At 71.7% G+C, this 13,848-nt stretch carries 12 protein-coding genes and 1 pseudogene; 4 read left to right on the forward strand and 9 right to left on the reverse strand.

Going from position 1 to position 13,848, the window contains the following annotated elements:
• The 3 genes from A6A08_RS19200 to A6A08_RS19210 all read right to left on the reverse strand — a co-directional run.
• Positions 1–390 (reverse strand): biotin carboxylase N-terminal domain-containing protein (locus tag A6A08_RS19200; protein ID WP_274534004.1); only part of this gene is annotated, 390 nt, incomplete at its 3' end.
• Positions 391–471: 81 nt separating this feature from the next.
• The gene (locus A6A08_RS19205; protein WP_073704015.1) at positions 472–696 is read right to left on the reverse strand and encodes an acyl-CoA carboxylase subunit epsilon; all 225 of its coding nucleotides are present in this window, start codon (positions 694–696) and stop codon (positions 472–474) included.
• The gene (locus A6A08_RS19210; protein ID WP_073704016.1) at positions 693–2,303 is read right to left on the reverse strand and encodes an acyl-CoA carboxylase subunit beta; all 1,611 of its coding nucleotides are present in this window, start codon (positions 2,301–2,303) and stop codon (positions 693–695) included. Before A6A08_RS19210 ends, A6A08_RS19205 begins: the two co-directional genes overlap by 4 nt.
• Positions 2,304–2,652: 349 nt before the next feature.
• Here A6A08_RS19210 and A6A08_RS19215 point away from each other — a divergent pair, with 349 nt between their 5' ends.
• Complete coding sequence (locus A6A08_RS19215; RefSeq protein WP_073704017.1) at positions 2,653–5,211, forward strand: phosphoenolpyruvate carboxylase; 2,559 nt, start codon at positions 2,653–2,655, stop codon at positions 5,209–5,211.
• Between the two features lie 78 nt (positions 5,212–5,289).
• Here A6A08_RS19215 and A6A08_RS28910 read toward each other — a convergent pair whose 3' ends face one another.
• Both A6A08_RS28910 and A6A08_RS29260 read right to left on the reverse strand, forming a co-directional pair.
• Complete coding sequence (locus A6A08_RS28910; RefSeq protein ID WP_242422784.1) at positions 5,290–5,427, reverse strand: hypothetical protein; 138 nt, start codon at positions 5,425–5,427, stop codon at positions 5,290–5,292.
• Between the two features lie 64 nt (positions 5,428–5,491).
• Positions 5,492–5,650 (reverse strand): annotated as a pseudogene (locus A6A08_RS29260) (Uma2 family endonuclease); the annotation flags it as partial.
• 393 nt (positions 5,651–6,043) lie between these two features.
• Here A6A08_RS29260 and A6A08_RS19225 point away from each other — a divergent pair.
• The 3 genes from A6A08_RS19225 (at position 6,044) to A6A08_RS19235 (ending at position 8,796) form a co-directional block, all read left to right on the forward strand.
• Positions 6,044–6,904 (forward strand): biotin--[acetyl-CoA-carboxylase] ligase, encoded by an 861-nt coding sequence (locus tag A6A08_RS19225; protein WP_073704018.1) that lies wholly within the window; start codon positions 6,044–6,046, stop codon positions 6,902–6,904.
• A gap of 182 nt (positions 6,905–7,086) precedes the next feature.
• Positions 7,087–8,073 (forward strand): adenylate/guanylate cyclase domain-containing protein, encoded by a 987-nt coding sequence (locus tag A6A08_RS19230; RefSeq protein WP_073704019.1) that lies wholly within the window; start codon positions 7,087–7,089, stop codon positions 8,071–8,073.
• 87 nt (positions 8,074–8,160) lie between these two features.
• Entirely contained in the window at positions 8,161–8,796 is a 636-nt protein-coding gene (locus tag A6A08_RS19235) for an MBL fold metallo-hydrolase (protein WP_073704020.1), read from the forward strand.
• 129 nt (positions 8,797–8,925) lie between these two features.
• On the opposite strand, the gene A6A08_RS19240 is transcribed toward A6A08_RS19235, so the two are convergent.
• From A6A08_RS19240 to A6A08_RS19255, 4 genes are all read right to left on the reverse strand, one after another.
• The gene (locus tag A6A08_RS19240) at positions 8,926–9,717 is read right to left on the reverse strand and encodes a succinate dehydrogenase/fumarate reductase iron-sulfur subunit (RefSeq protein ID WP_073704021.1); all 792 of its coding nucleotides are present in this window, start codon (positions 9,715–9,717) and stop codon (positions 8,926–8,928) included.
• Positions 9,714–11,678 (reverse strand): fumarate reductase/succinate dehydrogenase flavoprotein subunit, encoded by a 1,965-nt coding sequence (locus A6A08_RS19245; protein WP_073704022.1) that lies wholly within the window; start codon positions 11,676–11,678, stop codon positions 9,714–9,716. Before A6A08_RS19245 ends, A6A08_RS19240 begins: the two co-directional genes overlap by 4 nt.
• Positions 11,679–11,705: 27 nt before the next feature.
• Positions 11,706–12,518 (reverse strand): hypothetical protein, encoded by an 813-nt coding sequence (locus A6A08_RS19250; RefSeq protein ID WP_073704023.1) that lies wholly within the window; start codon positions 12,516–12,518, stop codon positions 11,706–11,708.
• Between the two features lie 368 nt (positions 12,519–12,886).
• On the reverse strand, positions 12,887–13,831 hold the full coding sequence (locus A6A08_RS19255) for a LysR family transcriptional regulator (RefSeq protein ID WP_073704024.1): 945 nt from the start codon (positions 13,829–13,831) through the stop codon (positions 12,887–12,889).
• Positions 13,832–13,848 lie beyond the last annotated feature (17 nt).

Raw genomic sequence — 13,848 nt, forward strand, 5'->3', positions numbered from 1 at the left:
CACCAGCGGGGCGCCGACCCTCTGCGCGATGTGCCGGGCCTGGACCTTGTCGCCCAGGGCGGTGATCGCCGCGGGCGGGGGGCCGATCCAGGTCAGCCCGGCATCGATCACGGCCTGGGCGAAGTCGGCGTTCTCGGCCAGGAACCCGTACCCCGGGTGGACGGCGTCGGCGCCCGTGCGGTGGGCCACGTCCAGGAGCTTGTCGATGTCCAGGTAGGAGTCGGCGGGGGTGGACCCGCCCAGGGTGTGGGCCTGGTCGGCGATCTTGACGTGCAGGGCGTCCAGGTCGGGCTCGGCGTAGACCGCGACGCTGGCCAGCCCCGCGTCGCGGCAGGCACGGGCGATACGCACGGCGATCTCACCGCGATTGGCGATCAGTACTTTACGCACGGTGGTCAATCCTTCTGCTGTGGCGTGGGACGGACAGCGCGCCGGCCGCGCCGTGGGGAGTCCGGGGACGGGAGGGCGGGGTCATCGCGTGCTCATCCGCCAGGTACCGGGCCCGGGCCGCAGGGGGGCGCGCAGCTCCCGTGAGCGGTCCCGCCACCCGGACGGGCGCTCCGGCTCCGGCTCCTCGGCGGCCCGGCGGGCGGCGGCCGCGCGCGCACTGAGCACCGCGGTGAGGACCGCGACCTCCTCGGCGGTCGGCTCGCCGCGCACCACGGCCAGGTGCGGTGGGTTCTCCGGCGCGCTCACAGCGGGATGTTCCCGTGCTTCTTGGGAGGCAGCTGCTTGCGCTTGTTCCGCAGCGCCCTGAGCGCCTTGGCGATCTGGACGCGGGTCTCGGAGGGCATGATGACCCCGTCCACGTACCCCCGCTCGGCGGCGGAGTAGGGGTTGAGGAGGGTGTCCTCGTACTCGCCGATGAGCCGGGCGCGCTCGGCCTCGACGTCGTCGGCCGCGGCCAGGGTGCGCCGGTGCAGGATGTTCACAGCCCCTTGGGCACCCATGACCGCGATCTGCGCGGTGGGCCAGGCCAGGTTGACGTCGGCGCCCAGGTGCTTGGAGCCCATGACGTCGTAGGCGCCGCCGAAGGCCTTGCGGGTGATCACGGTGATCAGGGGGACCGTGGCCTCGGCGTAGGCGTACAGCAGCTTGGCGCCGCGCCGGATGATGCCGTCCCACTCCTGGTCGGTGCCGGGCAGGAAGCCGGGCACGTCCACGAAGGTCAGCACCGGGACGTTGAAGGCGTCGCAGGTGCGCACGAAGCGCGCGGCCTTCTCGGAGGCGTCGATGTCCAGGCAGCCCGCGAAGCTCATGGGCTGGTTGGCCACGACGCCGACGGAACGGCCGTCCACGCGGCCGTAGCCCACCACGATGTTGGTGGCGAACTGGGAGTGGACCTCCAGGAAGTCGCCGTCGTCCAGGACGGTCTCGACGACCGTCCTCATGTCGTAGGGCTGGTTGGCCGAGTCCGGGATGAAGGCGTCCAGGGCCAGGTCGGCGTCGGTGGCCTCGTCGCCGGGGGCGTCCTCGGGGGGCAGGACCGGCGGGTCCTCCAGGTTGTTGTCGGGCAGGTGCGAGAGCAGCGTCTTCACGTACTCGATCGCGTCCTGCTCGTCGGCGCCCATGTAGTGCGCCACGCCCGACCTGGTGTTGTGGGTGCGGGCACCGCCCAGCTCCTCCATGGAGACGTCCTCGCCGGTGACCGTCTTGATGACGTCGGGGCCGGTGATGAACATCTGCGAGGTCTCGTCGACCATCACGATGAAGTCGGTGAGGGCGGGGGAGTAGACGTGGCCACCCGCGGCGGCGCCCATGATCAGGGAGATCTGCGGGATGACACCGGAGGCGTGGGTGTTGCGCTTGAAGATCTCGGCGTACAGGCCCAGCGCGACCACGCCCTCCTGGATGCGCGCTCCGCCGCCCTCGTTGATGCCCACGACGGGGCACCCGTTGGTGAGGGCGTGGTCGAGGACCTTGACGATCTTCTCGCCGTAGACCTCGCCCAGCGACCCGCCGAAGACGGTGACGTCCTGGCTGAACACGGCGACGGGGCGCCCGTCGACCGTCCCGTGGCCGGTGACGACGCCGTCGCCGTAGGGGCGGTTGCTCTCCAGCCCGAAGCTGGTGGAGCGGTGTCGGGCCAGGGCGTCGAACTCCACGAACGAGCCTGGGTCGAGCAGTGCGTCGATCCGCTCCCGGGCGGTCATCTTGCCTTTGACGTGCTGTTTCTCAACGGCTCTGGCCGACCCTGCGTGTACGGCCTCGTACCGGCGTCGTTGCAGGTCGGCGAGCTTGCCCGCGGTCGTGTGGATGTCGATCTCGTCCGCGGACAGTGGTTCAGGGGCTTCGGTGGCCATAACTAGGCAGGTTAACCGCGCGCCGACCGCGTCCGGGAACCGAGCCCTGGGTTACTGGTCGGTAGGTGTGCTTCGGCGCGGTCGGCCCCGGGTCCGCCCCCGGGACCGGTTCCGCACGCGAAACGAGGGTGCGCGCACCGGGAAAACGGCGTGAGGGAATGTGCATCCTTTTCTCATCAGCAACAATTCTTAACGCCCGGGCAAAACATCGAAAATGTGCCCCCGCGCACCTGGCGGCGGGTGCGATCTCTGTAGGGTCGGGGCCATGACAGCGGTAAGCGCAGAACGTGACAGTGCCCGGCAGGAAGTTCCCGAACAACTCAGGAATGACGTCAAACTGCTCGGCGAGATGCTCGGAACGGTCCTCGCCGAAAGCGGTGGCGAGGAGCTGCTCGCCGATGTCGAGAAGCTCAGGCGCGCGGTGATCGGCGCCCGCGACGGATCCGTCACGGGGGAGGAGATCACCGCGATCGTCGCCGCGTGGCCCCTGGAGCGGGCCAAGCAGGTGGCCCGCGCCTTCACCGTCTACTTCCACCTGGCCAACCTGGCCGAGGAGCACCAGCGCATGCGGGCCCTGCGCGAGCGCGACGACGCCGCCAACCCGCCCCGGGAGTCCCTCGCGGCGGCCGTGCGCGCCATCCGCGAGACCGACGGCGAGGAGCGCCTCGACGAACTGGTCGCGGGCATGGAGTTCCACCCCGTGCTCACCGCGCACCCCACGGAGGCCCGCCGCCGCGCCGTCTCCACCTCCATCCTGCGCATCAGCGCCCAACTGGACGCCTGGCACGCCTCCCACGAGGGCAGCACCGCCGCGGTCGAGGCGCACCGCCGCCTGCTGGAGGAGGTCGACCTGCTCTGGCGCACCTCCCAGCTGCGCTACACCAAGCTCGACCCGCTCGACGAGGTGCGTACCGCGCTGTCCGCCTTCGACGAGACGATCTTCTCGGTCATCCCGCAGGTCTACCGGAGCCTGGACACGGCCATCGACCCCGAGGGCGCCGGTGCGCGCCCGCCCCGCGCCAGGCCCTTCGTCCGCTACGGCAGCTGGATCGGCGGCGACCGCGACGGCAACCCCTACGTCACCCACGACGTGACCCGCGAGGCCATGCTCATCCAGTCCGAGCACGTGCTGCGCGGCCTGGAGAGGGCCTGCGACGGGGTGGCCCGCACCCTGACCGCCTACTCCAACCTCACCCCCGCCAGCCCCGCCCTGCTCGACGCGCTCTCCGTGGCCAAGGCCGGACACCCCGCACTGACGGCGGAGGTCGAGAAGCGCTCGCCCAACGAGCCGCACCGCCAGATGCTGATGCTGGCCGCCGCGCGCCTGCGCGCCACGCGCGAGCGCGACGCCGACCTGGCCTACCCCGACGCCGACGCCTTCCTGGCCGACCTGCGCACCGTGCAGGAGTCCCTGGTCGCCGCCGGCGCCCTCCGCCAGGCCTACGGAGAACTGCAGCACCTGGTCTGGCAGGCGGAGAGCTTCGGCTTCCACCTCGCCGAACTGGAGATCCGCCAGCACAGCGAGGTGCACGCCGCGGCGCTCGCCGAGCTGCGCGGGGGCGGGGCCCTCTCCGAGCGCACCGAGGAGGTCCTCGCCACCATCCGGGTCATCGCCTGGATCCAGGAGCGCTTCGGCGTGGAGGCCTGCCGCCGCTACATCGTCAGCTTCACCCGCTCGGCCGAGGACATCGCGGCCGTGTACGAGCTGGCCTCCCACGCGCTGCCGTCCGAGCGCGTGCCCGTCCTCGACGTCATCCCCCTGTTCGAGACCGGCGCCGACCTGGACGCCTCGCCCCACGTGCTCGACGGCATGCTGAAGCTGCCCCCGGTGCACAAGCGCCTGGAGGAGACGGGGCGCCGCGTGGAGGTCATGCTCGGCTACAGCGACTCGGCCAAGGACGTCGGACCGGTCAGTGCCACCCTGCGCCTGTACGACGCCCAGGCCCGCCTGGCCGCGTGGGCGCGCGAGCACGACGTGCGCCTGACCCTGTTCCACGGCCGCGGCGGCTCGCTCGGCCGCGGCGGCGGACCGGCCAGCCGCGCCCTGCTGGCCCAGGCGCCCGGCTCGGTCGGCGGCCGGTTCAAGGTCACCGAGCAGGGCGAGGTCATCTTCGCCCGCTACGGGCAGTCCGCGATCGCCCGCCGCCACATCGAGCAGGTCGGCCACGCGGTGCTGATGGCCTCCACCGACGCCGTCCAGGAGCGCGAGCGCTCCGCCGAGCGCAGGTACCGGGGCCACGCCGACACCATCGCCGAAGCCGCCCAGGAGGCCTACCTGGAGCTGATCAACACCGAGGACTTCGCGGTGTGGTTCTCCCGGGTCAGCCCGCTGGAGGAGCTGGGCGAGCTGCGTCTGGGCTCGCGCCCCGCACGGCGCGGCGCGGCCCGGGGGCTGGGTGACCTGCGCGCGATCCCGTGGGTGTTCGCCTGGACCCAGACCCGGGTCAACCTGCCCGGCTGGTACGGACTCGGCACGGGCCTGGCCGCGGTGGAGGACCTGGGCATGCTCCAGGCCGCCTACCGCGAGTGGCCCATGTTCTCGTCCCTGCTGGACAACGCCGAGATGAGCCTGGCCAAGACCGACCGCACCATCGCCGAGCGCTATCTGGCCCTGGGCGGCCGGCCGGAGCTGACCGAGCGGGTGCTCGCCGAGTACGACCGCACCCGGGAGCTGGTGCTGAAGGTGACCGGGCACAGCCGCCTGCTGGAGAACCGCGCGGTGCTCTCCCGCGCGGTCGACCTGCGCAACCCGTACGTGGACGCGCTGTCCCACCTGCAACTGCGCGCCCTGGAGGCCCTGCGGGGCGCGGAGGCCGACGCCCTGTCCGCACAGGACCAGCAGCACCTGGAGCGTTTGCTGCTGCTCTCGGTCAACGGCGTGGCCGCCGGCCTGCAGAACACCGGCTGACCGCCGGCCGGCCCGTGCGCGAGGGCGCCCCGCACCCGGAAGGGGGTGCGGGGCGCCCTCGCGCACGGGCGGAGCCCGTTACCCGGGGAAACCGCTGGTGTCGATGGTGAGGTCGAACGGCTCGGGGAGGTGGATCTCCTTGCCGAAGGGCACCTGCGTGGCGCTGGTGTACCTGCCGTTCTCCGGGTCGGAGTAGAGGGTGAACTCGCCCCCCACCGGTCTGCGGGTCCCAGCGTTCCACCAGCAGGTACAGGGGGATCCCGGCGTGCGCGTAACCCCGGAGCTTGGCCTTGCGGTCCCTCTCAGCGGTGCTCTTGGACGTCACCTCGGCGACGAGGAGGGCGTCGGCCGCGGAGCGCTCGGGGGAGCGGTCGAGTACACGCCCTGGCAGAACCACGAGGTCAGGGATGTACAGGCTGTTGCGTGTCGGCACCCGCACGTCGATGTTCTGGTGGATGGTGCATTCGCTGACCGCGCTGCCCTCACGGAACTTCTCACGGAAGAGCCGCGTCCGGAGCAGGTCGATGATCTCGCTGCGCTCGTCCTTGGGGGAGTCATGATGCTGATCGCGCCTTCGATGATCTCGGCCCGCCAACCCTCGGGCAGGTCCAGCTCTCGCCAGGCGCGCAACACGACTTCCCAGTGGGACGGCATACCGACTGATGCCTCCGATACCTCCGGGGCCGCTTCCACGATCGTCATCCGTCGCGTCACCTCCGGTAGCTGAATGTGACAGCGCACGGTCACCGACGTGCTGCTTTCAGCGTAACCGGCGGGCTCCTCCCGCACACGGGTTTGCCGGACCGGGTCGCGGCCCTGCTGTAATGGGGACATGGCCAGTGCACCCGACCCCTTCCCGCGGCCCCCGCTCGACGCGGCGGCCCTCGACGCCGCCCTCGTCCACCCGGGCGGCATGTGGCAGCGGATCGAGGTACTCCCCGAGGCCGGTTCCACCAACACCGAGCTGGCCGGACGGGCCCGGCGGGGCGCCCCGCACGGGAGCGTGCTGGTCACCGAGCACCAGACCGCCGGGCGCGGCCGCCTCGGCCGCGGCTTCTCCACACCGCCGCGCGCCGCCCTCACCTTCTCCCTCCTGGTCCGGCCCGGGGTCCCCGCCGCGAGGCTGGGCTGGCTGTCCGCGCTCATGGGCGTGGCCGCCGTCGACGCGGTGCGCCGGGTACCGGGGGCCGGGGCGGCGCTCAAGTGGCCCAACGACGTCATCGTCCCCGAGGGCCTGCGCGCCGATCCCGGGTCAGGCGACGGCAAGCTCGCCGGAATCCTGGCCGAGGCCGACTTCTCCTCGGAAGCGGCGGGCGTGGTCGTGGGGATCGGGATCAACGTCTCCCAGGACCGGGCCGAACTGCCCGTGGACACCGCCGTCTCCCTGCGCGGCGAGGGCTTCGGCGACCTGGACCGGGGCGCTCTGCTCGCCGCCGTCCTGGGCGGGTTCGAGGAGCTGTACACGGTGTGGACCGCCGCGGGGGGTGACGCCGAGGCCAGCGGCCTGGCCGCCCTCTACCGGGGCATGTGCACCACCATCGGCCGCCGCGTGCGGGTGCACCTTCCCGGGGAGCGGTTCCTGGAGGGCACCGCGACCGGTGTCGACTCCGACGCCCGGCTTCTGGTGGAGGGTCCCGAAGGAGAACGGGCCCTGAACGTGGGCGACGTCGTGCACGTGCGTCCCGGCGCTTGACCTGCCCGTACGGGACGACCGGCCGCCCGCGCTGCGGGGGCCGTCCGGCCCCTGGACGGCGCCCGCCCCTGCGGGGGAGCGGACGCGGGCGTAAGCTGGAGGGGAACCCAGTGCCGCGCCACCGGCCGGTGACGAAGTGACTGTTCCCCGTTCCGGCGGGGATGGCCCGTGAAAGAGAACGTATGTCGTCGCGTCCCGACCCGAAAGCGATCGAGTCCGCCCTGCTCGGCGGTGAGGCGGTCTACACCAGGGAGCAGGCGATCGAGCTCGCCGGAGCCGACGCCGAGCTGGCCGGACGCATCTGGCGTGCCCTCGGCTTCCCCAACCAGGGCGACGACACGGTCACCTTCGCCGAGAGCGACGTCGAGTCGCTGCGCATCGCCAACTCCCTGCTCCAGGAGGGCGTCCTGGACGAGGAGGGCGTGGTCCGCTTCGCCCGCGCGATGGGCCAGACCATGGCGCGCCTGGCCGACTGGCAGACCAGCATCCTGAGCACGCTCATCTTCCGGGAGGGCGAGGACTCCGTCAGCCCGCTGATGGGCCGGGTCAAGGAGCTGCTGCCGGACGTCGAGCGGCTCCTGCTGCACATCTGGCGCCGCCAGCTCTCCGCCTCCGCGGCCCGCACACTCGCGGTGATGTCCAACGGCCAGGACAGCGTGCCCAACTACTACCCGCTGATCGTGGGGTTCGCCGACCTGGTCTCCTTCACCACGCTGAGCCGTGAGCTGGACGAGGTCGAGCTGGCCGGGGTGGTCGAGGGCTTCGAGGCCACCGCCGCCGACATCGTCGCCTCCGGGGGCGGCCGCGTCGTCAAGACCCTGGGCGACGAGGTCCTCTACGTGGCCGACTCCCCGGCCGAGGCCGCCGACATCGCGCTGCGCCTGGCCTCGGGCGTCAAGACCCACGTGGAGGTGCCCGACGTCCGGGTGGGCCTGGCCTCCGGCCCGGTCCTGACCCTGCACGGCGACGTGTTCGGCACGACCGTCAACCGCTCCAGCCGCCTGACCTCCTTCGCCCGCCCCGGCACGGTCCTGATCGACGACAACCTCGCCGAGAGCCTCGCCGACGAGGAGGGCCTGCAGGTGGTCAGGGTGCGTGCCCGCCACGCGCACGGTCTCGGACTCATCCAGCCCTACGCGCTGCGCCGCAACTTCGAGCCCGGGGGCTGAACCGTACCCGCCGCACGTGTGCGTCCGGGCGCGGAGGGATAGGCTCGAAGGCGTCGGACCAGCCCGCGAGAGACCAGGTGGTGAGCCGTGAGCGTTCCTTCCCCCGTCCAGCGCCTGCGTACCTCGGGTGTCGTCAGCCTGGAGGGAGGCGAGTTCGGTGTCGAGAACAACGTGTGGATCGTCGGGGACGAGGACAGCGCGATCGTCGTCGACGCCGCGCACGACCACGAGGCGATCGCCCGCGCCCTGGGCGACCGCGAGCTGATGGCGATCGTGTCCACCCACGGGCACAGCGACCACGTCGACGCGGCCGTCGCCCTGGCCGACCTCACCGACTGCCCGATCCTGCTGCACCCCGAGGACGCCGAGCTGTGGCACCGGGTGTATCCGTACCAGGAGCCCGACGCGCCGCTGCTCCACGGTGAGGCGCTCGTGGTCGGCGGCGTGGAGCTGAACATCCTGCACACACCGGGGCACACCCCCGGCGGTGTGTGCCTGTACGCGCCCGAGCTCGGGGCGGTCTTCACCGGGGACACCCTCTGCGCGGACGGACCCGGCGCCACCGGCCAGCCCCTCTCGGACTTCCCGACGCTCATCGCCTCGATCCGCGACCACCTCGCGGGCCTGCCGGGCGACACGGTCGTCCACCCCGGCCACGGCGAGTCCACCACCGTCGCCGAGGCCGCCGAGCACATCGACGACTGGGTCGCCCGCGGCTTCTGACCCGGCACCGCCGAGGTCCCGCGCCACCGCGCCGGATCCCGGCGGGGGAGCGGGCGCGCCGCGGCGCCCCGCGGGGGAGGGGCCCTCCGCCCGCGGTGGCGGCCGCGCACGGCGCCGCCGCGGCGCCCCTCAGGTCCTGTCGGAGTGGCTCCCGACGTTGGGCACCGGCGGGGTGTCCTTCGGACGCACGCCGATCTTCGACCCGAGCCACACCAGCGGGTCGTACTTGCGGTCGGCCACCCGCTCCTTCAGCGGGATCAGCGCGTTGTCGGTGATGTGGATGTTCTCGGGGCACACGTCCGAACAGCACTTGGTGATGTTGCAGTAGCCCAGCCCGAACTCGTCCTGGGCGATGAGCCTGCGGTCGGCGGTGTCCTCGGGGTGCATCTCCAGCTCCGCCACCCGCATGAGGTAGCGCGGGCCCGAGAAGTGCTCCTTGTTCTCCTCGTGGTCGCGGATCACGTGGCAGGTGTTGTTGCACAGGAAGCACTCGATGCACTTGCGGAACTCCTGCTGGCGCTCCACGTCCTCCTGCTGCATCCGGAAGTCGCCCGGCGACTTGTTCGGGTCGGGGGTGAAGGAGGGGATCTCCCGTGCCTTCTGGTAGTTGTACGACACGTCGCACACCAGGTCCCGGACCACCGGGAAGGTGCGCATCGGCGTCACCGTCACCACCTCGTCCTCGTCGAACACGCTCATCCGCGTCATGCACGACAGCCGCGGGTGGCCGTTGATCTCCACCGAGCACGAACCGCACTTGCCCGCCTTGCAGTTCCACCGCACCGCCAGGTCGGGGGTCTGCGTGGCCTGGAGGCGGTGCAGCACGTCGAGCACCACCTCGCCCTCGTTGGCCTCCACCCGGTACTCGGCGAGTCCTCCCTCACCGGAACCGCGCCACACCCTGAACACACGCTCGCTCATGACTGGCCCTCCTCGGCCGCGTCGTCCGCCGCCCCGGCCTCGGGCAGCTCCTCCTCCGTCAGGTACTTGGCCAGCTCCTCGCGTCCGAAGAGGGCGAGCAGCCCGGCGGGGATGTCGGCGACCGGACGCCGGGACAGCGACACCCGTCCGGACGCGTCCGCGCGCACCTCCAGGTTGACCCTGCGCCACTCCGCCGACATGTCGGGGAAGTCGTCCCGGGTGTGCCCGCCGCGCGACTCGGTCCGCTCCAGCGCGGCCGCGGCGACCGCGCGCGAGACCAGGACCATGTTGGGCAGGGCCAGCGCCAGGTGCCATCCCGGGTTGTACACCCGGTCGCCGGGCGCGCTGAGCAGGCGCGAGCGCTCTCCCAGCGCGTCCAGGCGCTCCAGGGCCCGCTCCATCTCCGGGCCGCGCCGGATGATGCCGACCAGGTCGTTCATCGTCTCCTGCAGCTCGGTGTGCAGCGTGTACGGGTTCTCCCCGTCGCCCTGCTTGAGGAACTCCAGGGCGTAGGAGGCGGCCTCCTCCGCGACGCGGTCCACGGTCCGCCTCGGGATCTCTCCGCCGCCGAGCCCGTCCAGGTAGGCGGCGGCGCCCATACCGGCCCTGCGCCCGAACACCAGCAGGTCCGACAGCGAGTTGCCACCCAGCCGGTTGGAGCCGTGCATGCCGCCCGCCACCTCCCCGGCGGCGAACAGCCCCGGCACGTCGGAGGCGGCGGTGTCGGCGTCCACCCGCACCCCGCCCATCACGTAGTGGCAGGTCGGGCCCACCTCCATGGGCTCCGCGGTGATGTCCACGTCCGCCAGCTCCTTGAACTGGTGGTGCATGGACGGCAGGCGCCTGCGGATCTCCTCGGCGGGCAGGCGCGAGGACACGTCCAGGAAGACGCCGCCGTGCGGTGAGCCGCGCCCCTCCTTGACCTCGGTGTTGATCGCCCGCGCGACCTCGTCGCGCGGCAGCAGCTCCGGCGGCCTGCGGTGGCCCGCGGGATCGGAGTACCAGCCGTCGGCCTCCTCCTCGCTCTCGGCGTACTGGGAGCGGAACACGTCCGGCACGTAGTCGAACATGAACCGCCTCCCCTCGGAGTTGCGCAGCACGCCGCCGTCGCCGCGCACCGACTCGGTGACGAGGATGCCCTTCACCGACGGGGGCCAGACCATCCCCGTGGGGTGGAACTGGACGAACTCCATGTTGATCAGGGAGGCCCCGGACCGCAGCGCCAGCGCGTGGCCGTCGCCGGTGTACTCCCAGGAGTTGGAGGTGGTCCGGAAGGCCTTGCCGATGCCCCCGGTGGCCAGGATGACCGCGGGCGCCTCGAAGAGCACGAACCCGCCGTCCACCCGGCGGTAGCCGAACGCGCCGACGATCCGGCCCGGCCTCCCCCCGCCGCCCTCGCCCTCGTCCTCGGTGATCAGCCGGGTGACCGCCGTCTCGGCGAACACCCGGATGCGGGCCTCGGGGTCGCCCAGCTCCGCGGCGTCGGCCTGCTGGAGCGCGACGACCCGCTGCTGGAGGGTGCGGATCATCTCCAGGCCGGTGCGGTCGCCCACGTGCGCCAGCCGCGGGTACTCGTGGCCGCCGAAGTTGCGCTGGCTGATCCGTCCGTCCCCGGTGCGGTCGAACAGCGCGCCCCAGTACTCCAGCTCCAGGATGCGCTCGGGCGCCTCGCGGGCGTGCAGCTCCGCCATGCGCGGATCGTTGAGGAACTTGCCGCCGCGGACGGTGTCGCGAAAGTGCACGCGCCACTCGTCGTCGGCGTTGGCGTTGCCCAGGGCGGCGGCCGCGCCGCCCTCGGCCATCACCGTGTGGGCCTTGCCGAACAGCGACTTGGAGATGACCGCCGTGCGCTTGCCCTGCTCGCGGGCGGCGATCGCGGCGCGCAGCCCGGCTCCGCCCGCCCCGATCACCACGACGTCGTAGGTGTACCGGGTGATCTCGGGCTCTGCTGTGGGGGGCATGTGGTCGTGCCTTCCTCTCCCCTTGGCTCAGTTGATGATGCGGAGGTCTTCGATGGTGCCGCTGGCGATCAGGGCGATGTAGGCGTCCGTGAGCATCAGGGTCGCGATGCTGAGCCAGCCGTAGAGCATGTGCCGGTTGTTCAGCGTGGAGACGCGGCTCCACATCCAGTAGCGGACCGGGTGCGTGCCGAAGCTGCGCAGCCGCCCGCCGAAGACGTGGCGGCACGAGTGGCAGCTGAGCGTGTAGGCCCACAGCATGAGCACGTTGAGGAGCATGATGAGGTTGCCGAGCCCGACGCCGAAGCCGCCGCCGGTCCCGTGGAGGAAGGCGACCAGCATGTCCCACGTGTTGATGCCGGTGATGACGAAGGCGGCGTAGAAGAAGTAGCGGTGGCCGTTCTGGAGCCGCATCAGCGGCCGGGTCTCACCGGTGTAGGTCCGGTGGGGCTCGCGCACGGCGCACGCGGGGGGCGCCAGCCAGATCGAGCGGTAGTAGGCCTTGCGGTAGTAGTAGCAGGTCAACCGGAACAGCAGCAGGATCGGCAGGCTGACCAGGGCGTAGGGGAAGAGCGGCGGGAACTCCACGGGCAGGCGCCCGAACAGCGCCGCCTCGGGCACGCACTGCTGGGCGACGCAGGGAGAGTAGAACGGGGTCAGGTAGTGGTGCTCCGGGACCCAGTAGTGGTCCTGCTGGAACACCCGCAGGGTCGCGTAGACGACGAAGGCGGCCAGGCCCAGCGTGGTGAGGAGCGGGCCGATCCACCAGCGGTCGGTGCGCAGTGTCCGCTGGGGGATGCGCGCCCGGCCGCCTTCGGACTGCGTGCTGTCGGTCGAGGTCACCGTGCTCTTCCACCTCCTGGAAGGCCCCGGCCGGGCGGGTCGCGGTACCCGCCTGCCGTCAGCCGTGGCCGTGTCTGGAGCCCTACGGCTGCGGGGAGGAGCCGTAGCGAACCGGTCTGCAACGCAACGTTAGGCCGTTGTGATCACGGTCACGTCATGGAGCGGGGGGTGCGACGGAGAAGGAGGTGTGAATTACGCCACTTTTGAGCGCTTACTTGGGGGATTTTGACACTTAACAAGAGAGAAAGTCCTTTATGTCTCTCTTGGTCTGTCTGGGGTGCAAGTGGCATGTGGTATATATCCGCCCCAGAGGGTCCGGCGGTCGCCGGCGGCGCGCCCCGACCGCCTCCCCGCGCCGGGGAGCGGGGCTATCCGGCCTCCCCGGTGATCAGCACCTCCAGGTCCGGCCCCAGGTCCTGCGGCGACATCCCCAGCAGGTAGCCGTTGAGGTGGCGGCGGAACGCCTCGGCCGAGTGCGAGGGCTCCACGTCCTTGCGCCGCGCCAGCGCCACAGTCCGCAGCAGGCGCGGCCTGGCCAGCGGCGTCCCGCGCAGGCCCGGCCGGTTCTTGAGCACCATGCTCGGCACCACCGCCAGCCCCAGGCCCGCCTCGACGAACCGCAGCACGGCGTCCATCTCGCCGCCCTCCACGGCCAGCTCCGGCTCGAACCCCGCCGCCCGGCACGCGCGCAGCGTCGCCTCCCGCACGTCGTAGCCGCGCCGGAACATCACCAGGGGGCGCCCCTCCAGTTCGGTGATGCGGATCGACGCCCGCCCGTTGGGAGAGGGCCCCGACATCGGGCTCGCCACCACCAGGTTCTCCCGCAGGATCGGCGTGGTGGAGAAGTCCGGGTCGCTGCTGTGCAGCGGCAGGATGATCAGGGCCAGGTCCAGCTCGCCCCGCCCCAGGTCGCGGATCAGGTCGCGCGAGCCGCTCTCCTCCACCTGCAGTTCGATCCCCGGGTAGCCGGTGTGGAAGTCGGAGAGCACGTCGGCCAGCAGGCCCGCGCACAGCGACGGGGTCGCGCCGAGGCGCACGCGGCCCCTGCGCACCCCGGCCAGCTCCGCCACCTCGCGGCGGGCCGTCTCCAGGTCCGTGAGCATGCGCTGGGCCAGCGGAAGCAGCGCCTCGCCCGCCGGCGTGAGTGTGATGTTTCCCCTGGCACGACTGAATAACGGTGCACCCAACTCCCGCTCAAGGCTGCGGATCTGTTTGCTCAAACTCGGCTGGGCGACGCGGGAAAGCTCTGCTGCGCGGGTGAAATGGCGTGTGCGGGCGACGGCGACGAAGTAGGACAGCTGCTGGAACTGCATGGTTCATAGCCTATGGC

Source organism: Nocardiopsis sp. TSRI0078 (assembly GCF_001905145.1).
Lineage (GTDB): Bacteria > Actinomycetota > Actinomycetes > Streptosporangiales > Streptosporangiaceae > Nocardiopsis.

Bases quoted from the DNA above. Each gene is read 5' to 3' on its own strand.
- A6A08_RS19225 (WP_073704018.1), top strand. From the start codon at position 6,044: ATGGCCAGTGCACCCGACCCCTTCCCGCGGCCCCCGCTCGACGCGGCG.
- A6A08_RS19255 (WP_073704024.1), bottom strand. From the start codon at position 13,831: ATGCAGTTCCAGCAGCTGTCCTACTTCGTCGCCGTCGCCCGCACACGC.
- A6A08_RS19215 (WP_073704017.1), top strand. From the start codon at position 2,653: ATGCTCGGAACGGTCCTCGCCGAAAGCGGTGGCGAGGAGCTGCTCGCC.
- A6A08_RS19230 (WP_073704019.1), top strand. From the start codon at position 7,087: ATGTCGTCGCGTCCCGACCCGAAAGCGATCGAGTCCGCCCTGCTCGGC.
- A6A08_RS19245 (WP_073704022.1), bottom strand. From the start codon at position 11,678: ATGCCCCCCACAGCAGAGCCCGAGATCACCCGGTACACCTACGACGTC.
- A6A08_RS19240 (WP_073704021.1), bottom strand. From the start codon at position 9,717: ATGAGCGAGCGTGTGTTCAGGGTGTGGCGCGGTTCCGGTGAGGGAGGA.
- A6A08_RS19210 (WP_073704016.1), bottom strand. From the start codon at position 2,303: ATGGCCACCGAAGCCCCTGAACCACTGTCCGCGGACGAGATCGACATC.